Genomic DNA, 23,366 nt, shown 5'->3' with positions numbered 1-23,366 from the left:
TTAAGCCTGCCGCTAGCGTTCATCCTGAGCCAGGATCAAACTCTCCATTGTAAATGTTGTTGTGGCTGCTGTCAAATCCAATCCATAACAGATCTTCCCTAACAGCGCCGAATTCTCCTAAACAAATAATTACTTGTTTACCTCTTAGCTTATCTCATCACGTCAAAGAACAGGACCAATCACTCATTCTCTACTACTTTTCTTTTCTCTGTTTGCGATTGGGATTGCAAAGGTAGAAAAAGAATTTTTAGATTCAACATGTGAGTAAAAAAAAATTGAAAATATTTTGGTATTCTTTTTTCATTTAAATTCTGAAACAAAAAAATACAACTAATCTTCTTTCAGAAAAGCATATTTATAGTCTACAGGTGAAACCAGAGTTTCCTTGATAGCTCTTGGAGAAATCCAGCGAAGCAAATTTAAGACAGATCCTGCCTTGTCATTGGTACCAGATGCACGTGCACCGCCAAAGGGCTGCTGACCAACTACAGCACCTGTGGGCTTGTCATTGATATAAAAATTTCCAGCTGAATTAACCAAATGCTCGGTTGCATACTGAATTGCATAACGGTCCGTTGCGAAAACCGCCCCGGTTAATGCATAGGGAGAAGTGGAGTCAATAACGGGAATAATCTCTTCAAATTTGTCTTCTTCATAGACGTACACTGTAAGCACAGGACCAAAAATCTCTTCGCACAACGTAACATAATCCGGCTGGAAAGCTCTTATAATCGTTGGCTCCACAAAGTAGCCTTTGCTTTTGTCATAATTGCCGCCTGCAATGATTTCAGTAGTAGCATCTTCTTTTGCATTCTCTATATAAGTTGTGATTTTATCAAAAGATTTTTCATCAATTACAGCATTGACAAAATTGGAGAAATCTTCAACGCCTCCCATCTTTATTTCAGCAAGATCCTTGATCATCAGTTCTTTTACTTCTTCCCAAAGATTGGATGGAATGTATGCTCTTGAAGCTGCCGAACATTTCTGTCCCTGATATTCAAATGCTCCGCGAATCAGGCCGGTTGCTACTGCTTTGGCATCTGCTGATTGATGCGCAAGGACAAAGTCTTTTCCGCCTGTTTCTCCAACTATTCTTGGAAAAGATTTATAAACAGGAATATTTTCTCCGATTGTTTTCCAGATCGTCTGAAAAACCTTTGTACTGCCTGTAAAATGAATTCCTGCAAAGTCAGCATGTTTGAATATGATTTCTCCCGCCACCGGACCGTCTGCCAAAATCATATTGATTACACCGTCAGGTAAACCGGCTTTTTTAAAAACTTTCATAATAACATGCGCGGAATAAACCTGTGTAAAGGCCGGCTTCCATAACACCACATTTCCCATCAGCGCCGGAGCCGCCGGAAGATTCCCTGCAATGGCAGTGAAGTTGAACGGCGTTATCGCAAATACAAAACCTTCCAGCGGGCGATATTCCATCCGGTTCCAGACACCATCGGAGGATTCAGGCTGCTGCTCGTAAATGTCTTTCATGAAGTTGACATTGAGACGCAGAAAATCAATCAGTTCACATGCCGAATCGATTTCTGCCTGATATGCATTTTTGGATTGTCCCAGCATGGTGGCAGCATTGATTTCTGCTCGATATGGACCCGCAATTAATTCTGCCGCCTTCAGAAAGATAGAAGCACGCTGTTCCCAGCTCATACTTGCCCAGCTTTCTCTGGCTTCCAAAGCCGCATGAACAGCTTCTTTTACATCTTCCTGCGTTCCTTCATGAAAGTAGCCCAACACATGCTGATGATCGTGCGGGGGTGAAATGGCATGTTTATTCTGCGAGAATATTTCCTTGCTTCCTATATACTGCGGAATTTCTATGACCTTCGAACGGGCTTCTTCCAGTGCTTTTTTAAGTTCAATCCTTTCAGGGCTTCCGGGCAAATAACTTTTTACCGGCTCATTTTTTATTGCCGGAACATTAAAAATTCCTTTTGACATGATTATAGCTTATTAATGACTTGCATGATTTACCTGCTTGAAGTAAACAAAAAAATAGTTATTAGCGATCCAGAAAATGATATTCCTTGTTCATCCGGACTTGTATTTACTACGCAGTTTTTTCATAAATACTTTTATAATAGCCTATCCAAAGGTATTTTACTTAAATTTGCACTCCCAATTTTCTGATTCAATTTTATACAATGATATTTTACAGCACCAAAACTTCAAGCTTGAAAGCATCGCTGGAAGAAGCCATTTTTAACAGCTTGCCTCCGGATAGCGGGCTTTACATGCCGGAACATATTCCGACGGTATCTGCTGAATTTTTGGCAACGATTGAAGACAGAACTTTCAATGAAATAGCTGTTGAAATAACATATACTTTGTTTGGAGACGAAATTTCGAGAAGTAAAATTGAGGAAATTATTAATGGCGCCTATGATTTTGAAAGTCCGGTTTTTCCTGTAAATCAGGATAATTATGTTCTGGAACTGTTTCATGGGCCGTCCATGGCGTTCAAGGATTTCGGGGCAAGATTTATGGCGGCTATTATGTCCTATTTCCTGCTTCGTTCCCAAAAACAGATCAATATTCTCGTTGCAACTTCGGGCGATACCGGCGGTGCTGTTGCGCAGGGATTTTACAAAATTCCCGGGATTACTGTTACTATTTTATATCCGAGCGGTAAAGTAAGTGACATTCAGGAAAAGCAACTGACAACGCTTGGGCACAATGTTACGGCCATTGAAGTGGACGGAACCTTTGACGATTGCCAGCGGCTCGTAAAAGAAGCATTTCTCGATCCTGAACTGAACCAAAGATTTCATCTTGCTTCTGCAAACTCCATTAACATTGCAAGGCTTATTCCGCAGTCATTCTATTTCTTTTCTGCTTACGCGCAATTAAAAAAGATCGGAAAGCCGATTGTGTTTTCTGTTCCGAGTGGAAATTTTGGAAATCTGAGTGCAGGCTTGCTGGCTTATAAAATGGGTTTGCCAGTGGAGCATTTTGTAGCCTCCACAAATCTGAACAATGCAGTACCGCGCTATCTTAAAACCGGAAGTTATGAACCGGCTGCTTCGGTAGAAACAATTTCCAATGCGATGGATGTCGGCAGCCCAAGCAACTTTGTTCGTTTGCAAAGATTTTTTGAAGATGACTGGACGCTGGCTACCCAAAAACTTTCCGGCTTCTTTTTCACAGATGAGCAAACGAAAAATGCCATGCGGGAAATTTATGATCAGTCAAACTACATTATGTGTCCGCATACTGCAGTTGCATACCAGGGCCTGCAGGAATACAGGAAAATGAGCCCTTCAGATTTTACCGGCGTTTTCCTGGCAACGGCTCATCCGGCCAAATTTATTGATCTTGTTGAGGAAACACTTGAAAAACCGGTCGAAGTACCGGAAAGGCTGAAATCTTTGCTTTCGATTGAAAAAGAAGCCATACAAATGAATGCAGACTTTTCCGAGTTCAGATCCTTGTTAATGAGTAGCTTAAAGTAAATAATTAAATATTTTATGCCCTCTAGAATTCAGTATTTGCATTAAACCGGATACTGGTACGCAAATACTGAATTCTGAAAAGCATAAAAATCAGTTGATAACGTCCCCTCTCAATATTCTGAAGCGTTTTCTCGAGTCCGCTACAAAAATGCTTCCCGGATATTTTTCCATTAGCTCCTGATACAATTTCATAGCCTGGTCTTTGTCATTCAGTTTTTCCTGATAAAGTTTTGCCATGGCAAACATCGCATCGTCACCGTAAATGTCATGACCAAATTTGGATACCAGTAGTTTCAGATTGTCCATCGCTTGCTGGTTGCTGTCAAGTTTGATGTAGGTCTTTGCAGTAAGCCAGATTATTTCATCGGCAAGACTATGGTTTTCATATTTCTTGTAAAGTTGCTTCAAAGTATCGATGGCCTCGTACTTCTTGTTTTGAAAAAGCAGAAGCTCTGCGGCCGAGTAAGCCTTCATCGCAGCTTCCGTGCTGTCAAGACCGGTGTTGTCCATGATAAGCAGCGAAAGTTCATTGGCATCGTTGGCTATTTCTCTGGAAGTTGCTTTTTTCAAAATATCCAGAACCGCTTTTGCCAGCACAAATTCTCCTTTGTAATAATGAAGCTTTGCGTTGCGCAATTTTGCTTCATAACCGAGCAGATCGTCTTTTTGTGATTTCTCAACCTGAGAGTAAACTAGCGTAGCTTCCCACGGTTCGCCTTGAAGAAGATAAATGTCGCCGAGGTCCAGTTTGCATTTATCGACAAAGTTCTTTTCCTGTTTTCCGGCTTCTATAGCAGTTTCCAGAATGGCTATGGCCTTTTTAAAATCATCCATATAGAATGCATTCAAAGTAGCCATGTTACGAAGTGCCTCCACAGTCCGTACGTTAGTCCCAAGTTCATCCACCAGCTGCTGATACTGGCCGAGTAATTTTTCGACCTCGCTCTTTTTAACGGGATAGGTATTTTTAACCTGTTCTTCTCTTGCAAAAATGGCCATTCTTCTTGCAACCGGATACAACTGGCCTTTCGGATATTCTTTGACCAAGTAATCAAAGATGGTTCCTGCATTGCTGTAATCCAGGTTCTGCAAAGCCAGCATTCCCAGATTGTATAATCTCGATCCGTTATGCTTGAACCGTTTATCCAGCGATCTTTCCTGAATAAATGCCTTGTTAAAATCCTTTTTCTGAATCTGATACCAAATCAGAAGTTCATTATAAAAGCCTTCATTCGGAAATTTCTGAATCTTGTCGTACAAGACTTTTTCCAGCAACGCCTGTTCTTTTTCATCTTTGGTAAAATCCTGAAGCATGTTCTGCACTACTTCGGTGTTCTGATAACGCATGCCGTACGAAAGCAATTCATCGATCATTTTTTCAGGGTCGTTCAGATCGCGGTATACACTGGCCAGTTCAAGGTGAAAAAGATCCGTACGCTTTGCACTTTCCCTTGCCTGAAGCAAGATGTTTTTTGCCCATTCCGGCTGGTTTATGGCTCTGAATTCATCCGCCAGCTCGCGTTTGAGCTCTATTCTCGCACCGGATGATGCAACGGCCTGTTCATTCTTTTTGGAAGCTTCCTGGGCTTTTCCCTGCGTTTCCAGCATTACGCCCCAGTACAAATAATACCAGCTCGCATTTGCCGCATCATTTTTAATCTGCTTTTTATAAAATGATTCTGCCTCGCCCCAGCTTTTATTCTTGATTATACAACTTGTATAATTCTTAAGCGACCCTTTTTCGAATGACGACTTAAGGTAAGTTGTATAATAGGTCAGCGCTTTGGCACAATCTCCATTTTTGAAATATTCCTCCGCCATTTCTTTTTCACTTTGCCCGAACGCCGCCGCCGCCCCGAAACACAAAATGTATATCAAAATCCATCTTGAAACCTTTTTCATAATAGATAAAAAAAATTTGTTTTAATTATTATTATTCATTGTGCCTGTGGATAAGATGATAACTTCTTTATCCACTGTAGATTAACATAGTTATCCACAACATGTGTATAACTATGTGTATTTATCCACTTAAGATTTTTCAGTTGTTAACAACTAACTTGCTGAAATACAAGTTAGGAAATTTTCTGTTCACACGCGAATGTGAATAAGTAGCTTGCTTAGGCAATATAAGTTATCCACAATAACTTTAGTGAATTAACGCACTGTTAACTTCAACTTAGTCTTTAGTTATCCACCACACAATGGATTTCCTGGTTTTATCCACACCGTTTATACTTTATCCACATAGTTGTTCACAAAATTCAGGTATTTATAAACAAAAAAAGAGACTTGTGAACATAGTTATCCACAATGCGTGCATAAGATTTTCTAGGTTTTTTATTTCGGGATGGTTATATTGATATCGTTCAGCTCGAAATTGCTTTTCAGCAAAATTTTATCGGCAAGGTAATATATTGCTTCGGGCTGCCTGTTTTTATCCAGCTCGCCGGTATCCCAACGCTTGTTGCGATTGGCATCGATGATAATCCGGATCATATATTTTCCTTGAGGAACATGCCGGAATGTGTAAGGAGAAGTATATACGGATTCAAAAATTTTGAACTGCTCGTCAACCAGTTCAACGATAAATCGTGTGGAAGTATCTGCATTCAGCACTGCGCCTTTGATCTGCCCGTAATTTTCTTCATTCAAAACAGGATGTTTAAGCAACGTCTTGGCCAGGGTGTCGCCTTCAACACTGATAATGGATCCTTTTGGCAAATCCCATTTTATGGAATCCTTTGCAAATGATTTTGCATTAACGGTAAGAATATTGTGTGTAACATTCCAGCTGTAAGGAAAGGAATGAAGCGGTTCATGCGTAAGGCTGTCGGTGATCAATGTTATTTTCTGATCATCAAGAAATTTGATCGGCTTGTCGAGTACAAACTGGTAAGCAAATTCGTTGGTCAAAGGCTTGTTTTGCTCCGGAATCGTAGTGAGTACGAGCGGATCTTTTTGTCTTTCTTTCCCGCGTTGCGCCTGGAAAGCAACTTTCTGTTCAAAATCTGTAACAGTACCCAGTGAATCGGTAGCAGCAAGTTTTACCAAAATAGAATCCGGATGAGGTTCTACATTAAAAAATTTAAGTGCGGTTCCGTTTTCCAGCAAATAGGGCAGTGTGTCTTTGTTCATAAACGTCACGCCTACTTTTTCAATGGGCTTGCTGAAAACAACGGAATAATTATTGACTCTCGGCAGTGTTCGCTGGATTTTCAGAGGCGTATTGTCGGAAAGAAACATGCTTATCTGATAGGCAACGGAATCGGCTCCTGCCTGAATTGTCTCGTTTATAAAGCCGAGCCTTTCATCTTTTGCATTGTATAACATATTGCGGTTTTTGTCATCAATGGCAATCATTTTGTACGCACGCGTCTGGACATTTTCAATGGAGAATGTTCCGCTGCTGTCGGTTCGGGAGAAATAATAAGGTTTTTGCTTGGCTACATTCAACGTGTCGCTGACATTATAAAGCCCGACCAAGGCATCAAAAACGGGCTTGTTTGTCCTGATGTCCTTGACGCTGCCATAAACGCGCCCGGAATCCAGCGTACTTCCTGTGCTGAAAACCAGTTTCAGATTTTTTGCTGGATTTTTCTCCGCATAATCCTTAATCGCATCGCCAAAGTTCAGCGTGTAAGTAGTACTGTCTTCAAACTGTTTTTTAAAAGTAAGTGAAATGGACATTCCGTTTTGCTTGTAAGTATACGGATTGTCGGCTTCCGGCGTAATAATCAGTTTCTGATTGATATTATCTACAACTACATATTCATCGAAAAAAAGCTCGATTTTTTTGTCTTTAAAATTCAGAGTCTTGTTTACAGGAAAACTTTCAACAAGGTTAGGCGGAATAGAATCTTTTTTCCCTCCAGTCGGTGCAACTTGCTGGGCGCAGCGTCCGAAAATCAACAGGCTAATGATAGCAATTGCAAGTGTTCTGATCATGTGCATGAATTTGAAAAAGCCCTCAATACAACGGTTTGTATTGAGGGCTTTCGTGTTTATGTTGCAAACAGTTTATTGTTTTGTGACAATGTATATCAAACTGGATGTATTCAATTCTTCTTTGTTGTTCGAACGGCCTTTCAGATTGGAAATCAAACCGGTTTTGACACTTTCAAACAAACTTACCTTCTTCCTTTTATATTTCGTGCTGAGCATTCCGACATAGAACGAATCAAACCACATCGGAAGCGTATTGATCACGGTCAGATTATGCTTCTGCAAAAGCTTTTGCATGGATGCTTTTGTAAAATGATACAAATGCCTTGGAACGTCATAAGCCGCCCAGAAACGGACATATTGCAAGGCATCATACGACTGAGGATTCGGTACAGCAATAATTATCTTTCCATTTTCTTTAAGATGCAAAGAAAGCCAGGAAACAGTCTCGTTCAGCTTGTGAACATGTTCCAGAACATGCCACATCGTTATGATATCAAACTGCTGGTTTTCGAATGCAGGATTGTAAATATCGCTGTAAATACGCCCTGCTGCTTTTTCGTTGGCAATCGTTCTTGCTCCTTGGTCAGGCTCGGTTCCGGCAACATTCCAGCCATCCGTTTTTACAGCCTGTACAAAAGCTCCCGTTCCGCAGCCAATATCCAGCAATGCACCTTTGGATACAGAAAGCGCATTGATCAGCTTGACCTTCTCCTTTATCGTATGATTCCGTACGGATGTATAAACTTTGTCCATTACATTTTTCCCGTTGTCATGGTGCGAAATGTAATCATTCGACTGATAGTATTGTCCGATATCTTCTTCCGAAGGCCTTGGATTGGTCAGTAAGAAGTAACAGGAATTACATTGCTGAATTGTAAATTCCTTGTGAGAAACCGTATAATCCTCTACATTCAGATAGTTGCTGAAACTGGACTTGTTGCAGACCGGGCAGTTCTGGAGTGTTTCTAATGGCATTTATCGTCCTATAAAGAGCATTAATACTGAAATATCCGAAGGGCTTACTCCGCTGATCCGGGAAGCTTGCCCGATTGTTGCCGGACGGGTTCTTTTCAATTTTTCCCTTCCTTCAAACGACAAGGAAGTAACTACATCATAATTGAAATTTTCTACAATGCCCAGGTTTTCAAGCTTGTTCATTTTCTCAACTAACAGCATTTCCTTCTCGATATAACTGTCATATTTGAGATTTATTTCAGCTTGCTGAATGGAATCATGTCCGTATTCCTCCAGTAAACCGGCTACAACAGGGCTTGCTTCCGTAAGCTGATCAATTGTAATCTGGGGCCTTTTCAGCAGTTGTGAAAGGGAAATTTTTTCGCGCAGCAGTGCAGTTCCTATTGCTTCCAGCGTAGGATTAATTTCTTCCGGCGTCAGTTTGGTACCGGAAAATGCGGATATAATGGCTTCTACTTCGGCTTTCTTTTTTCGTACTGCTTCTACTCTTTCCTGACTTGCCAATCCGATTTCATGTCCTTTTTCTGTCAGCCTTATGTCCGCGTTATCCTGGCGCAGCAATGTTCTGTATTCAGCCCTGGAAGTAAACATCCGGTAAGGTTCTTCTGTCCCTTTGTTAATCAGGTCATCAATCAAAACGCCAATATAAGCTTCCGATCTTTTCAGTATAAAAGGATCAAGTTCGTGTACGTTCTGATGCGCATTGATTCCCGCCATCAATCCCTGGCATGCCGCTTCTTCGTAACCTGTGGTTCCGTTAATTTGTCCGGCAAAAAACAGGTTCTTGACCAAGTGCGTCTCAAGCGTGGATTTAAGCTGTGTCGGTGGAAAATAGTCGTATTCGATTGCATATCCCGGGCGGAACATTTTGGCGTTTTCGAAACCGGGTATTTTTCTCAAAGCAGCATACTGAACGTCTTCGGGCAATGAAGTTGAAAATCCGTTCACATATACTTCTACAGTATCCCATCCTTCCGGTTCCACGAATACCTGATGGCGGTCTTTATCTGCAAAACGGTTTATCTTGTCTTCCACCGAAGGGCAGTATCTCGGCCCGATTCCTTTTATCCTGCCTGAAAACATCGGTGATTTTTCAAAGCCGGTTCTCAGGATTTCATGGACTTCCGAATTGGTATAAGTAATCCAGCAGCTCCTTTGCTTGGCAAGCGGCTTCGTATCCGTATAGGAAAATTTTGCAGGGATTTCATCTCCGGGCTGTTCTTCCATTTTTGAATAATCCAGCGAACGTCCGTCTACGCGCGGCGGTGTTCCGGTTTTCATACGGCCGGCTTCAAAGCCCAATGTCACCAGTTGTTCGGTTATGCCAGTAGCCGCCTTTTCACCGGTACGTCCGCCTCCAAAGTTTTTCTCTCCGATATGGATCAATCCGTTCAGGAATGTTCCGTTTGTAAGCACAACGGATTTCGATTTGATCTCGATTCCCAGGCTGGTTTTTACGCCGGATGCTTTTCCGTCTTTTATCAGGATTTCCTTTGCGGTATCCTGCCAGAAATCCACGTTGGGATTATTCTCCAGCGTATTGCGCCATTCCTGTGCAAACATTACCCTGTCGCTCTGGCAGCGCGGGCTCCACATTGCGGGGCCTTTGGATAAGTTCAGCATCCGGAACTGGATCATGGTCTTGTCGCTGATGATTCCGGACTGTCCGCCCAGCGCATCTATTTCACGTACAATCTGCCCTTTTGCCACACCGCCCATGGCCGGGTTACAGGACATTTGCGCGATGGTATGCATATTCATTGTAATAAGCAGTACGGAAGAGCCCATGGTTGCTGCTGCTGCTGCTGCTTCGCAGCCTGCATGTCCTGCTCCTACTACAATTACATCATATTCCTGAAACATAATTTTTGATTCACTTTACACTTCATTAAACTACTTTAATTAAAGTGTTCCACGTGGAAATTTAACTAAAAGAGCAAAAGATGCTGATCCTCTTTTGCCCGCATTTCTTTTTTCAAGGTATCGTCACTGTCACTGTAACCTATCAGATGCAATAATCCGTGTACAAGAACCCTGCGCAATTCGGTATTAAAATCCACCTGAAGCGACTCTGCATTTTCACGAACTCTGTCTATACTGATGTATATATCCCCTTCCAGTTGCTTGTCTTCCTCACTATTGTCGAACGTAATAATGTCCGTATAATAGTCGTGATCCAGGTATTGTTTATTGATCTCGAGCAAATATTCATCCGAGCAAAAAATGTAGTTAATACCTGCCATGTCAAAGCCTTCACTTTGCGCGGTATTCTTGATCCATTTTTTTGTTTTCTGTGGAAGAGGCAAACTGAAATCAATATCTTCTGAAAAGAAGTTAAGCATGCTTGAATAGAATTTAGCCGAAACTTTAAGATTAAAAATTTTCCTTACCTAAGACGTCGGATAACAAATATTTACAAACATACTAAGTATCCCATTAAAACAGATATACAAAAGATGACAGCATTTGGAAGACACTCTTAAAAAGTGTTAATGCTGTCATCTGTAAAATCTCTAACAAAAGGAAGCGGCAATCAGTTCTTCGCCTGGTATTTGCGGAAGTAAGTATCGACTTCCCGTTTGTAGAATGGAGAGAATGTCGGAGGAATTGTTCGCAGCAATTCGGTTTGTTTTTCCTTTTCGCGAATGTACTTCTCAAATGCAGGCGGTGGATTGCGCGGCAGCTGTTTAGCGCTTTGTGCCTTGCGCTGCTCATCTTCGTCCTGTTCTTTCATGGCCTTTTCCGATTCAAGAAGCCTTGTTGTAATCTCCTGGTTACGCTTGATAAGCTCCGGGGTAATGCGTTTATTTACAAGATCCGTTTCCGTTTCGTCCATTTTTTCAGCAATTTCCTGAAGTTCCTTTCCAAACTGCTTTCCTGCTTCGGAGCCTTTCTGCGATTCCATCAGGTCCTGGATCATTTTCCGGATCATTGCCTGCTCTGCGGCCATTCTCGCAAGTTGCTCCGAGTTGTTGCCCTTCCCTTCCTTGCCCTGGCCCAGTTTCTTCATTTCGCCGTTAAGCTTTTCCTGCATTTCGCCCATGCCTTTTTGCTCTCCTTTCTGCTTGCCCTTCTTGCCTTTTCCGCTACCCGGCATGGCCATGGCCATTTGCTGCTGCATTTGATTAAATACATCGCTAAGCATAAGCGCAAGGTTGTTCATGGAAGTCATGGCAAACTGCTGTTTGGAAGTCGCCACATTGATCTGCCGGTCCTTGATGCTTTTTACACTTTCATCCATGTACGATTTCATATCGTTCAGTTCGCGGGTAATGAATGACTGGATCTGAACTACCCGGTTTGCAAGCGCATATAAGCTGTCTTCCACAACTTTGGCATCGTCTTTCAGTTTCAGCTGCTGTTGACCCAATTTTATGAAACGAGGGTCCTGAAGATTTACGCCACGGAAATCTTTCATCAGCGTCTCCTGATCAAACGACAGCGTAATCAGGTTTTCAAGAATATCCCGCAATGCATCCAGATTTTCCTCCATCTGTTCCATTTCAGCAGATTCCATTTCCATTTCCATGGACTGCGCCATTTTTTTCATGGATTGAGCGGCCTTTTTCTGCGCTTGTGCAGCTTTGGAGTTCTGTTGCTTGTCAAGCTGCTGCTTGCTTTGTTCCATTTGCTCAGAAGCATCTTTTTGCTCTTCCTGCTGCGAATCTATAGGCTGTTCCATTTCCTTGCTCATCTCCTCTACTTCCTTGCTGTCTTCCTGCGCCTTTTTGAAATCGTCCTGAATTTTTTCCTGTTCTTTTTTCAAATCTTCATTCTTGCTCTTTTTATCGTCAGCATTTTTGTTCTTGTCATTTTCCTGCGTTTTTTCGGCAAGAGCTTCTTCTTTTTCGGACAGCTCGTCCAGCTTCTCAACCAGATTTTCCATTTTCTGTTCAAGCTGCATCTGCTTGAAAAGTTCCATGGTTCTTTCCAGCTCTTTCTCAAGATTGCCTTCCTTGTTCTTCAGCTTTTCCATCATGCTCGACAGGCGTTCGCTTTGCTTCTGTTCGAGCAGTTTTTTCAGCTCCTGATAAAGTTTGTCGGTGTTCTTGTCCATCAAATCATTCATCAGCTTCTGAAGCTGCTCAATCTTGCTCTGCAGTTCCGGACTTTGCTGATTAAACTGTTTAGACATTTCATTCGACTTCTGATGCTTTTCCTGTAAAGCCTGCAGTTCTTTCATCAGTTCTTCACGCTTCTTGATTACTTCCTCAATCTGCTTTTGCTCTTTAAAGTCGAGTTCCTTGTTACTCTTCAGACGATTGTCCAGATTGTTCAGATCTTTCTGCAGACTTTGCGCTTTTTTCATCGCCGACTGCATCTGGCTTTCTGTTTCCTGTTCCGTTTTCTTTATCTCAGCTTCCAGAAGATCTTTGGACGGAACCGTAAATTGAACCGAGCGCGAACGCGCGCTTTTGGCGCCGTTTACACCATCGTTATCCCAGACCTGCGCATAATATTCAATTTTATCTCCCGGCTGCAACTTAAGACTGTCAACATACCATTGGAAATAGAAGCTTTGTGTATTGACCGTTTTATTGAATGGAATAGGAATTCCTTTTGCCTGTGAAGGTTCTTTGGCATCAGCACGTTTGACAGAATAAAACATTTTAAGCTGTGAAAATCCGTAATCATCACTGATCGATCCGCCAAGTACCAGATAATTATACAAGGTCGTATCCTGAAAATTTTCAAGGTTCAGGACCGGGAATTTGTCCGGAATCACATTAATGTAATAGCCTATCTTGTCAGCATTGGTTGTTTCTGCATTTTTAAGCGAAACCTGATACTGCGAAGAACGTCGTACTGCTTTGCGGATCTGGAAATGATCACCGTTTCCAGATTTCGCCTGATAAAGTGCTGAGTCATTTTCAAAGCGTATAGCAAGCGAATTTGTCGAAGATGTATTGAAGTCCCATTCAATGGTTGTTCCCTCCGGAACGGATAAATTTCCTACGTTATTAAGGCCTTCTGCCGGTTTGTTGAGGTATGCCGGATAATGCAGGTTGACATCAAATGAAAGCAGCGACGGTCTTTCCGCAATATGGATCCGGTATTCATCCGAGGCAAACCCGGCTGCATCGAATGAAAAGGCAATTTCCCGCTGGATGTTCTTGAATGTATATGAATGATTCTGGTTTCCTTCAGCATTCAATTTGAACCTTGATCCGTTTTGAACAAGATAAACGGCTTCCGGCAATGCCTCGCCTTTCAGTTTCAGTTTTAATGTAAAATCCTCGTTCCGGAATGCTTTCAGGTTTTTGTTTTCAAGTACGAAGGAAAACGGAGCATACGTGTAATTCTTCTGGAAATGGATAATCCGGTCCGAACTGGAAGAAAAGAAAGACGGATTAAAAAGCAAAATCACTGCAATGGCTGCGAGCGGATAAATAGCATACGTTATGCGCTTTTTATTCTCATTGAATTTGATTGCATCTGAAAACCGTACAATCAGCAACTGGCCGGATTTCTGCCGGATACTTGCTTCTATAAGGTCCGACTGCATCCCCGAAAGGTTTCGTAGCTGCAATGTATTAACCAGTTTATCGCCTATTTCAGGGAAATAGGCGCCAATCTGCAAAGCGGCGTCTTCATCGGAAAGCGGTTTCTTAAGTCCGGACAAATGGATCAATGGCTGAACGACCCACTGGAAAATTGAAAAAACCAGAACTGCAAGAAAGCCAAAGAACAGCGTCCCTCTAACTGCAGAACTAAACCGGCCAAAGTATTCTATGGTATTGAAAAATAAAAAGACGGTCAGCAGTAAAGCTGCCGAAAAGATAATTCCTTTCAGCAATTGGTTTTGATAGTATTTTTGACGGTATTCCTGAATGCGAAGCAACAGGCCTTCCATTGCCGGAGTGAATGGAGTCATATAAATTCCCTTTATAACTGTTGGCTTTTAGAACGTAATTGAAAGACAAAAATTACAACTTGCCTTCATACATAAAACATTCTAATATAGTGAATTTATATTGAATTTCTTACCGGCAAAATCAAAAGTACTGTTATAATTCTGTACGCTGAAAACCTGCATGAACTAGAACGACACCAATACACCGATGGATGCGTAGTTGATCCAGTTTAAATTATAAACTTCTTCCGAATCCGCACCGCCTTCTACAACGCGGTAGCCCAGCTTGATGCCGAATTTGGGATTGACCTGATATGCAGCACCTGCAAAAATGTCTTCTGCACGTCCTTGTTTTGCAGCTAGTGCGTCGCCTTCCAGAATGAGAGACCAACGGTAATTAGGTTTGTAAGAAGCGTAAAAATTGACAAGTGGAACAAAACCGATATTATCGAAATGCGTATCGCTGGATTCGTTTTTGAAGCGGACATCCGCATCGCGAATTTTTCCGGTAAGCCCCGCCCCTACTCTCCAGCGCGCTTTGGTAACAAAATCGTAACGATACGTAATCCGGTATGAGTTGAATTTGTAAAAAACTTCAAGCGGCTGCGCTGCCGGAAAGTTCAAGCCGTTGAAATTGACATTTTCTCCGAAAGATCCTTTGTACTTAACCGTTAGCGGAGCATACAACAAGGAAACATTATGCCGGTTTTTGATTGTATATCCTGCTCTGATCCTGTAAAATATCTTTGGATCAATCGTAAGATCTTCCTGAAGGTTTACCAATGTTCCGCCGGAATTAGGAATTCTGACTTTATTGTAATTGGTTCCCAATACAAGACCGCTTTCCAGATCCAGCTTGAACTGAGCGGAAGCAGGAATTGCTGCAAGCGTCAGAAGTGTAAGAATGATATAGTGAAATTTCATAACGTTTATAAATAAAAAAACAACCCGAAGTGAGTTGTTTTGTACAAAATTGATGCCTGAAGTATAAAACTATGCTTCGATTGTTTCCGGATAATTTTTGACTTCGCGCACGAAAGATTTAATATCCTGTTCCAGATCTGTGCTTTCCTGTAATACGCGTATGAATGCACTTCCTATAATAGCGCCGGCAGCATATCCGGACGCCTTTTGGAAAGTTGCGTTGTCTTTGATTCCGAAACCGATCAGGCGCGGATTTTTCAGCTTCATATTATTCAGCTTGTTGAAATAAGATTCCATGTCTTCGCTGACACCCGATTTGGAGCCGGTGACACTCGCGGAGGAAACTGTATAGATAAATCCCTGGCTTATTTCATCAATCTGGCGTATGCGTGCTTCGGATGTTTGTGGCGTAACCAGAAAAATATTCAGCAGTCCGTACGAATCAAAAACAGCTTTGTATTCATTCAGGTAAACGTCCATCGGCATGTCCGGCAGAATAAGTCCGTCAACGCCGGTTTCAGCGCATTTGCGACAAAAATTCTCCATTCCGAACTGTAATACGGGATTTATATAGCCCATAAGCAGCACGGGAACGGAAATCGTTTCACGCATGTCTTTAAGCTGTTCAAAAAGAATCTTCACAGACATGCCGTTTTCCAGCGCAACGTCATTGCTTTTCTGGATCGTTTCGCCGTCTGCAACAGGATCCGAGTACGGCATACCGATTTCCACAAGATCGGCGCCGCCGTCCTGCAAAGCTTTCAGGACGCGCATGGTATCATTAAGCTGCGGAAAGCCTGCTGTAAAGTATACATTGAGCAATCCGCTGCTTTCAGCGTGTGAAACGGTACTGTCAAAAAGATTTATAATCCTGTTCATTCCTGTGTCCAGTAATCTACAACCAAAACTTTGTCAAGATAGGGTCCGAGCACCTTTCCGAAAGCCTTGTGATCGGGATGAGGAAGGTAAATTTCACGGCCTTTTTCATCGTCGAACGTGACAAAGAAAACGTGCGTGAAGCCTTGCGACAAACCTTCCGGACTGTTGTTTGTGCCCCATTCCAGCCCTTTGATTTCCTTGATTTTGGAAGGAAGCGCTTTGAATGCATCTTCTACTTCTTTGATCTGGGCCGGCGTTGCCGAGTCCTTGAATTTAAACATTACAACATGGCGAAGCATTTTTTTGGCAGCAGGTTGTTGAGGTGAAACAAATGCCATTGATCCGAAGAGGAGCATTCCGGCAAACAAAAGGAGTTTTAGGTTCATAGGATATTTGGATTACTGTTAATTACTATGCGGAGCAATTGAGGCACTCGCCTTCATCACTGAATTTCATTCTGTCAAATTCACCCAGTTTTTCTTTAAGTTCCAGAATTTCATCTTCAAGATCGCATCTTTCAAAAAGTGACAGCTCGCCGGAATTTACTTTTCCTTCGAGTTTCTGGATTTTAAGCCGGAGATCAAATACTTCCGGCAGTGTTAATGTAGCCATATGATTTTGGGAATAAATGAATGTGTCAGATATATCGCATGTAAGTTGCCATGTCCTTGTCACCGCGGCCGGAAAGGTTTACAACAACCGTTTCATTCGGCGTAGCGCCAAGCTGCCCGAGTACTGCAAGCGCATGAGAGGACTCAAGCGCCGGAATAATTCCTTCAAAACGCGTAAGTTCAAATGCCGCCTGAACAGCTTCCTCATCCGTTGCCGACATGAAAATACCTCTGCCGCTGTCGTACAGATAAGCATGCTGCGGCCCGATGCCAGGATAATCCAGACCTGCCGATATTGAAAACGGTTCCACAACCTGTCCGTCTTCCGTCTGCATGAGAATAGTCCGGCTGCCATGCAGTACGCCCGGCTTGCCCAGTGCCGTAGTCGCGGCAGAATGGCCGCTGTTCAGGCCTTTTCCCGCTGCCTCAATAGCGACCAGCTTTACATTTTCATCGTCAAGGAAGTGGTAAAAAGCACCGGCTGCATTGCTTCCGCCGCCCACACATGCCAGCACGTAATCCGGCGTTTCACTTCCGGTCTGTTCTTTCAGCTGCCATCTCATTTCTTCCGAAATAATGGACTGAAAACGGGCGACCATATCGGGATACGGATGCGGCCCAACTACGGAACCGATGATGTAATGCGTATCGACCGGATTGTTGATCCAGTGGCGCATGGCTTCGTTGGTTGCATCTTTCAAAGTTTTAGAACCGCATGTGGCCGGCCTTACTTCGGCTCCAAGCATTTTCATCCTTGCCACATTGGGAGCCTGGCGTTCAATATCCAGCTCGCCCATGTATACAATGCATTGAATATCCATCAGCGCACATACAGTCGCCGTAGCAACGCCGTGCTGTCCTGCGCCGGTTTCCGCAACTACCCGCTGTTTGCCAAGCTTTTTGGCCATCAGTATCTGCCCGATTGTATTATTGACCTTATGCGCCCCGGTATGACACAAATCTTCTCTTTTGAGAAAAATATTGGTTTTATACTTTTCCGAAAGCCTGTTCGCCCGGTACAAAGGCGTCGGACGGCCTACATAATTGCGGAGCAGGTCGTGATATTCTTTCTGAAAAGAAGGTTCTGCAATGATCTGTAAATAATTTTCGCGCAGTTCCTCTACGTTCGGGTACAGCATTTCAGGAATGAATGCGCCTCCGAAACTGCCGTAATAACCACGGTTATCAACCTGAAATGACTTCTTTTCTGCTGTTGCTTCCATAATGATTAAGCTTCCGCCTCTTCTTGCTCTTTTACACGAACTAGATTAAATAATTCTTCCAATTTGGAAATGTCCTTTACGCCGGGTTCTGTTTCAAACTGGCTATTTACGTCAATGCCGTAAATAGGAAGCGTTTTTGACAAGGCAATGATTTCTTCAACATTTTCGATACTGATTCCGCCGCTCAGAAAAAACGGTTTTTCATTATCGTACTTCTTCAATAGGTTCCAGTCGAACGAAGTTCCGTTGCCGCCCGGATTTGCACCTTTGGTATCAAACAAAAATAAATCGCAAAACGATTTATAATTATTGAGCATGGCAAAATTGAATTTTTCATCGATTGAAAATGCCTTGATTACGTTCACACCTTTCTGGCGTATGCTTCTGCAGATATCAGGCATTTCGTTTCCATGAAGCTGTGCATACTGCAGATCGTACTTCTTAACGGTGCTCAGAATAAAGCCCGGACTGGCATTTACAAAAACGCCTACTTTTTTAATGTTGCCCGGAATACTTCTGATGTATTCTTCATTCAATTCTTCACCAACAAAACGGGGCGATTTTTCATAGAAAATAAACCCGATGAAATTAGGCTGCAATGCAACCAGTTCTTCAATGTTGCCTTGCTGGCGCATTCCGCAAACTTTAATTTTCATAGAAACTGAGGATTTAAATTGCTATGTTGAGTTAAGTTGTTTTGCAAATCTGCAAGTGCGGTTCCAGGATTTACAGTTTTCATAAATGTTTCTCCGATCAGGAAGCCTTTATAGCCATATTTGTACAAGTGAAGTATGGTTTCGGCATCTTTTAACCCGCTTTCTGATATTTTAACAAAAGAATCAGGGATCTGTTCACTCAGTACAACAGAAGTTTCAACCGAAGTTTCAAATGTTTTAAGGTTTCGGTTGTTTACGCCTACCATATCAATGTTTTCTCCAAGGCTAACTTCCAGTTCATCAGCATTATGCACTTCAAGCAGGACTTCAAGCCCAAGTTCGCGGGCTGTTTTGCCGAGCTGATTTAATTTGTCAGGTTCGAGGCATGCAGCGATCAGCAGGATTACATCGGCACCTATGGATCTGGCTTCAAAAAGCTGGTATTCGTCAACAATAAAATCTTTTCGCAGCATTGGTACGAAAGGATTGGCATGACGCGCTTTCAGAAAATCATCGAATGACCCTCCGAAAAAATCATGATCCGTCAGAACAGACAAACCGGCTGCGCCGGCTTTCACGTAGTCCGCTGTAACAATTTCAGGAAAAACCTCACCATTGATAATGCCTTTGGAAGGAGACTTGCGCTTGAATTCCGAAATGATTTGCGGAGATGAAGCATTTTTCAAAGCGGAGGCCAAAGAGACCGTTGTACGCGAAAACAAAGGTTCCTTTTCCAGAACGGAAACAGGTCTTAACTTTTTTGACTCCGTAATTTCTTCCAGCTTTCTTGCGATGATCTTATCTAATATGTTCATTTTTAATCTGCTAGCTTCAAACTTCATTTTACAGCATACTGCTGTTCATTCTTCAACAAGCTTTTTAAAACTCCTTAACGCTTTTCCGCTTTCCAGTGATTCCCGGGCTGCTTCCACCGAATCCAGCAACGAAAGTTCAGGATTGGCACAATGCAAAGCCAACGCAGAATTGGCCAGTACAGCCTGTTTCTGGGAAAAAGTTGCGGTATTGTTCAGTACATTCATGAAAATCCGGGCAGAATCATCGACCGTTTTACCGCCTGAAAGATCATCGGCGCGCAGCGTCTGCAATCCCAGATGAGCAGGAGTAAGTATTTGCTCCGCCTGAGCAGTTATCATTTTAAAGGCACCTGTCAATGACACTTCGTCGTAGCCGTCTAATGCGTGAAGAACCAGAAACCGCTTGTTCGTTTGTTGGTAAAGATAAGCTAAAAGCCGCGCTAATTCAAGACTGAAAACGCCTACGAGCTGTTTTCGGGGTGAAGCGGGATTTACCATTGGCCCAAGTAAATTGAAAAACGTTTTAACGCCTAATTCGCGGCGTATGGGAGCCACGTTTTTCATAGCCGGATGAAATAGCGGTGCATGGAGAAAACAAACGCCTGCCTGCTCGATTTTGCGCTCCAGATAACTTTTGTCATTGGTGAATTTTGCTCCGAGATATTCAAGAACCGTTGATGACCCGCATAAAGAAGAAACGCCATGATTGCCGTGCTTGGCAACGCGCTGGCCCGTTCCTGCCACAACAAAGCAGGATAAAGTGGAAATATTGAAAGTATCCTTGCCGTCACCGCCCGTTCCGCATACGTCAATGGGATCGTATGCAGCCAAGTCAACGGAGAGGCACAATTCCAGCATGGCGTCACGAAATCCTTCCAGTTCTTCCACTGTAATGCTTCTCATGGCATAAATGGTGAGAAAGGATGCAATTTCAGAATTTGAATACTTTCCTGTACTGATTCCGATCAGTACATTCTTTGCTTGTTCTTTACTTAATACATTATATTCGAAGAGGTGACTGAGAATGGCTTTCATGATTATTTTAGAAACTGAATAACAAAACAAAAAAGGCTCTTATTTTAATGCTTGATCCAAGGAAAATTTACATCAATACGTAAGCCAGTTCTGTAACATTTCTTTTCCATGCTCGGTGAGTACAGACTCGGGATGGAACTGCAAGCCTTTTACATCATATTTTTTGTGGGATAGCCCCATGACTCTTCCCTGTTCATCAAGCGCGGTAATCTGAAGCTCATCCGTAAACGTTTCAGGAATGACCGTCCAGGAATGATAACGTCCTACTTTTATTTCCGTGGGCAAGCCTTTAAAAATCCGCTCTGTTGGATCTGTTATCAATGCAGTGTCGCTGATTCCATGGAGCACGTCCGTCATGTTTTCCAGCGCAGCGCCATACACTTCGCCGATTCCCTGATGTCCGAGGCAAATTCCAAGAATACTTTTGCTGGGGCCGTATTCTCGGATCACGTTATGCATGATACCGGCCTCAGAAGGAATTCCCGGACCCGGAGAAAGTAAAATCTTGTCATATTCTGCTACATCTTCCAAGGCTATTTTATCATTCCGGAAAATGTCAACCTGATCATGCAATTCACGAAGAATGTACACGAGGTTATATGTAAAAGAATCGTAATTATCGAGAACAAGGATTTTCATTTTAGGCAATATTTCAGATACAATTTATACAACAACTTTATAATCAAGGGCCAGCTCGTCGCCCGGCATTCCGCGAATTCCCCAGTTATACAATGGCGTTTCGGTAAGCGTTATTTCGATGTCATGGGAAGAAATGGCCAGATCCTGTTTAAAATGCGTAAAGATCAATTGATACAAAGCTTTTTTGGCTTCTATGGAACGTCCTTCAAACAAGGCTATTTCTATAATCGTATATTGACTGCTTCTGTTTTCAGGAAAATAAAAATCGCCTTCTTCCAGATAAAAGAAACGGTGAAACCTTTTACTTTCCGGGTATTCAAAAGCAGTGACTATGCAGGCATGCAGCGTATCGGATAACTTTTTGCGTATCGGATAAAGAAATGCTTTGTTACCGTATATTTTTATCTGAGCCATGTTTACAAAAGTGTTTAGATGCCTTCTGCAACCTCGATCGCTTTTCTTAACGCAGCCAGCTTGCTATTAATTTCCTGCAGCTCACTTTCTACAATGGATTTGGCAACAACGCCCATTCCGGCGCGGTAAAACAATGTATTGTTTTTACTTAAAAAGGTACGTATCGCTATGGCGTGGTTGAAATCCCCGTTGAAATCCATAAATCCGATTGCACCTCCGTAAATACTCCGGTTACTGCTTTCCATCTGATCAATCAGTTTCATGGCATTATGTTTGGGCGCTCCTGAAAGGGTTCCTGCCGGAAAAGTATCTGCGACCAGCTGCAAAGGATTTACATCTTTTTTCATCGTTCCAACTACTTTGGAAACCAGATGGATGACGTGAGAATAATACTGAACTTCTTTGTAATTCATTACTTCTACGGCGTCGCAGCTTCTGCTGAGATCGTTACGTGCCAGATCCACAAGCATGACGTGTTCAGCGGTTTCTTTGGGGTCATCCAGCAATTGCTGAGCAGCAATGGCATCAGCCTGATCGTCGCCTGTTCTCCGGAAAGTACCGGCAATCGGATGAATTTCAGCCTGGCCATTTTTAATGAAGATTTGTTTTTCAGGAGAAGATCCAAAGATTTTATAGCTGCCGTAATCAAAATAAAATAAATAAGGCGATGGATTTATGGATCTCAATGCACGGTAAACATTGAATTCGTCACCTTTGAAATTTCTGCTGAATCTTCTGGAAGGCACAATCTGAAATACATCCCCTCGCATGCAATGATCAATTCCTTTCTGGATCACCGCCCGCATTTCATTATCAGAAACGTTGGAAACTTCCTCGGAAGCTATTTTAAAACCGTATTTAGGAAAATTCCTGTTTTTGATAAGAATTTCAATCTGTTCAATGCCGCTTTCTTCACTTGTATCGCCATACCGATGTTCAAAAATGTATAATTCATTTTTAAAATGATTAATGGCAATCACATAGCGGTATACCTGGTAAAAAATTTGATCAATATCGGTTTCCGGATTAGAAGGTTGGATGGTAATGTCCTCAAAGTAACTTACAGCATCGTAGGTCATATGACCAAAAAGGCCGTTGGTAATAAATGGAAATGTATTTTTTTCTGATTTAAAACTCTGGGCAAAATTATACAGCGCTTTTACCGCATTCTTTGGATCGGATAAAGTATAAGTATGGTTCTCACCATTTGGGAATTGCTCTGTAACCAAGCTGTTGTTAAGCTTGAAAGATGCGACGGGATCACAGCATATGTATGTAAAAGAATTCTCATTTCCATGATAATCAGAGCTTTCCAAAAGAATTGTATTTACAAAACGGTCTCTGAGTTTTAAATATATGGAAACAGGAGTCAGCGTATCGGCTAACAACTTTTTGTACTGAGTAGCTATGGCAAATGACTGATTTAATATTTTCATAAAAGTAGAATTTACAGGTATAAAAAAAGCGGCTCGCTGTCAGATGAACAGCGAGCCGCTTGAAAGTATATTTAATACTATGCAATAGCCTACTCGTCCATCTTTTTAAGACGTGCACGCCACCACCAGATAGTATTGATTCTATGATTCATAATAACTCAGTACCTATTTTATTGACACTGTATTCTACAAATATAAATAAGAGAATTGTTAATTTTCAAATTAAAGATAAAAGTTTTGAAAAAAACTGTTTTTCTATGTGCAAAAAAGATAAACAAACTATGTATTTACATGAACTTTGAAGATAGCAGTTGAGTGCAGAACAGGAAGCTTTCAAGACAAACAGATTCAATATAGAAACACAAACCTAGATAAATCCTATGCGCTCCACAAGTTTTTAACTTGATCCGTTTTGTATTTGAATGTAACGCCGGGGCGGGGATGGAGCACAAAGAAAAAGACCATCTTTTTGGGGATGGTCTTT

At 42.2% G+C, this 23,366-nt stretch carries 19 protein-coding genes; 1 reads left to right on the top strand and 18 read right to left on the bottom strand.

Translation table 11 applies throughout. The annotated features are described in order from the left end of the window. Positions 1 to 330: 330 nt before the first annotated feature. Positions 331 to 1,962: an L-glutamate gamma-semialdehyde dehydrogenase gene (gene pruA, locus FEM55_RS00770; RefSeq protein ID WP_138279427.1), complete on the bottom strand. Its 1,632-nt coding sequence runs from the start codon at positions 1,960 to 1,962 to the stop codon at positions 331 to 333. 203 nt (positions 1,963 to 2,165) lie between these two features. Between pruA and thrC the strand changes: the two genes are divergently transcribed. Further along, positions 2,166 to 3,473 (top strand): threonine synthase, encoded by a 1,308-nt coding sequence (thrC, locus tag FEM55_RS00765; protein WP_138279426.1) that lies wholly within the window; start codon positions 2,166 to 2,168, stop codon positions 3,471 to 3,473. Positions 3,474 to 3,563: 90 nt separating this feature from the next. On the opposite strand, the gene FEM55_RS00760 is transcribed toward thrC, so the two are convergent. The 17 genes from FEM55_RS00760 to FEM55_RS00680 form a co-directional block, all read right to left on the bottom strand. Continuing rightward, positions 3,564 to 5,375, bottom strand: coding sequence for a tetratricopeptide repeat protein (locus FEM55_RS00760; RefSeq protein WP_138279425.1), 1,812 nt, complete (start codon positions 5,373 to 5,375; stop codon positions 3,564 to 3,566). A 438-nt stretch (positions 5,376 to 5,813) separates the two neighbouring features. Further along, a complete protein-coding gene (locus FEM55_RS00755; protein WP_138279424.1) occupies positions 5,814 to 7,421 on the bottom strand; it encodes an Ig-like domain-containing domain in 1,608 nt (535 codons plus the stop codon). Between the two features lie 72 nt (positions 7,422 to 7,493). Then, positions 7,494 to 8,396, bottom strand: a complete 903-nt coding sequence (locus FEM55_RS00750; RefSeq protein ID WP_138279423.1) for a class I SAM-dependent methyltransferase — start codon at positions 8,394 to 8,396, stop codon at positions 7,494 to 7,496. After that, positions 8,397 to 10,259, bottom strand: a complete 1,863-nt coding sequence (gene mnmG / locus FEM55_RS00745; protein WP_138279422.1) for a tRNA uridine-5-carboxymethylaminomethyl(34) synthesis enzyme MnmG — start codon at positions 10,257 to 10,259, stop codon at positions 8,397 to 8,399. A 65-nt stretch (positions 10,260 to 10,324) separates the two neighbouring features. Further along, on the bottom strand, positions 10,325 to 10,738 hold the full coding sequence (ybeY, locus tag FEM55_RS00740) for an rRNA maturation RNase YbeY (RefSeq protein ID WP_138279421.1): 414 nt from the start codon (positions 10,736 to 10,738) through the stop codon (positions 10,325 to 10,327). A gap of 191 nt (positions 10,739 to 10,929) precedes the next feature. Beyond that, positions 10,930 to 14,250 carry a DUF4175 family protein gene (locus FEM55_RS00735; RefSeq protein WP_138279428.1) on the bottom strand — a complete coding sequence of 1,107 codons (3,321 nt, stop codon included), beginning with the start codon at positions 14,248 to 14,250 and terminating at the stop codon, positions 10,930 to 10,932. Between the two features lie 186 nt (positions 14,251 to 14,436). Next, entirely contained in the window at positions 14,437 to 15,174 is a 738-nt protein-coding gene (locus FEM55_RS00730; protein WP_138279420.1) for a porin family protein, read from the bottom strand. 69 nt (positions 15,175 to 15,243) lie between these two features. Next, complete coding sequence (trpA, locus tag FEM55_RS00725; protein ID WP_138279419.1) at positions 15,244 to 16,053, bottom strand: tryptophan synthase subunit alpha; 810 nt, start codon at positions 16,051 to 16,053, stop codon at positions 15,244 to 15,246. Continuing rightward, positions 16,050 to 16,439 (bottom strand): Dabb family protein, encoded by a 390-nt coding sequence (locus tag FEM55_RS00720; RefSeq protein ID WP_138279418.1) that lies wholly within the window; start codon positions 16,437 to 16,439, stop codon positions 16,050 to 16,052. Before FEM55_RS00720 ends, trpA begins: the two co-directional genes overlap by 4 nt. Before the next feature lie 25 nt (positions 16,440 to 16,464). Next, complete coding sequence (locus FEM55_RS00715) at positions 16,465 to 16,665, bottom strand: hypothetical protein (protein ID WP_138279417.1); 201 nt, start codon at positions 16,663 to 16,665, stop codon at positions 16,465 to 16,467. Positions 16,666 to 16,690: 25 nt separating this feature from the next. Continuing rightward, positions 16,691 to 17,887, bottom strand: coding sequence for a tryptophan synthase subunit beta (gene trpB / locus FEM55_RS00710; protein ID WP_138279416.1), 1,197 nt, complete (start codon positions 17,885 to 17,887; stop codon positions 16,691 to 16,693). 5 nt (positions 17,888 to 17,892) lie between these two features. Then, positions 17,893 to 18,543, bottom strand: a complete 651-nt coding sequence (locus FEM55_RS00705) for a phosphoribosylanthranilate isomerase (RefSeq protein WP_138279415.1) — start codon at positions 18,541 to 18,543, stop codon at positions 17,893 to 17,895. Next, on the bottom strand, positions 18,540 to 19,358 hold the full coding sequence (trpC, locus tag FEM55_RS00700) for an indole-3-glycerol phosphate synthase TrpC (RefSeq protein WP_138279414.1): 819 nt from the start codon (positions 19,356 to 19,358) through the stop codon (positions 18,540 to 18,542). The genes FEM55_RS00705 and trpC overlap by 4 nt, the downstream gene beginning before the upstream one ends. Before the next feature lie 45 nt (positions 19,359 to 19,403). Then, positions 19,404 to 20,393 carry an anthranilate phosphoribosyltransferase gene (gene trpD / locus FEM55_RS00695; protein WP_138279413.1) on the bottom strand — a complete coding sequence of 330 codons (990 nt, stop codon included), beginning with the start codon at positions 20,391 to 20,393 and terminating at the stop codon, positions 19,404 to 19,406. Positions 20,394 to 20,465: 72 nt separating this feature from the next. Next, positions 20,466 to 21,032: an anthranilate synthase component II gene (locus FEM55_RS00690; protein ID WP_138279412.1), complete on the bottom strand. Its 567-nt coding sequence runs from the start codon at positions 21,030 to 21,032 to the stop codon at positions 20,466 to 20,468. 24 nt (positions 21,033 to 21,056) lie between these two features. Then, positions 21,057 to 21,446 (bottom strand): tautomerase family protein, encoded by a 390-nt coding sequence (locus tag FEM55_RS00685; protein ID WP_138279411.1) that lies wholly within the window; start codon positions 21,444 to 21,446, stop codon positions 21,057 to 21,059. Between the two features lie 14 nt (positions 21,447 to 21,460). After that, positions 21,461 to 22,882 (bottom strand): anthranilate synthase component I family protein, encoded by a 1,422-nt coding sequence (locus tag FEM55_RS00680; RefSeq protein WP_138279410.1) that lies wholly within the window; start codon positions 22,880 to 22,882, stop codon positions 21,461 to 21,463. Between the last annotated feature and the right edge of the window lie 484 nt (positions 22,883 to 23,366).

This window comes from Dyadobacter sediminis (assembly GCF_005860765.1).
Classification (GTDB): domain Bacteria; phylum Bacteroidota; class Bacteroidia; order Cytophagales; family Spirosomataceae; genus Dyadobacter; species Dyadobacter sediminis.
This window is presented reverse-complemented; position numbering and strand designations above follow the sequence as displayed.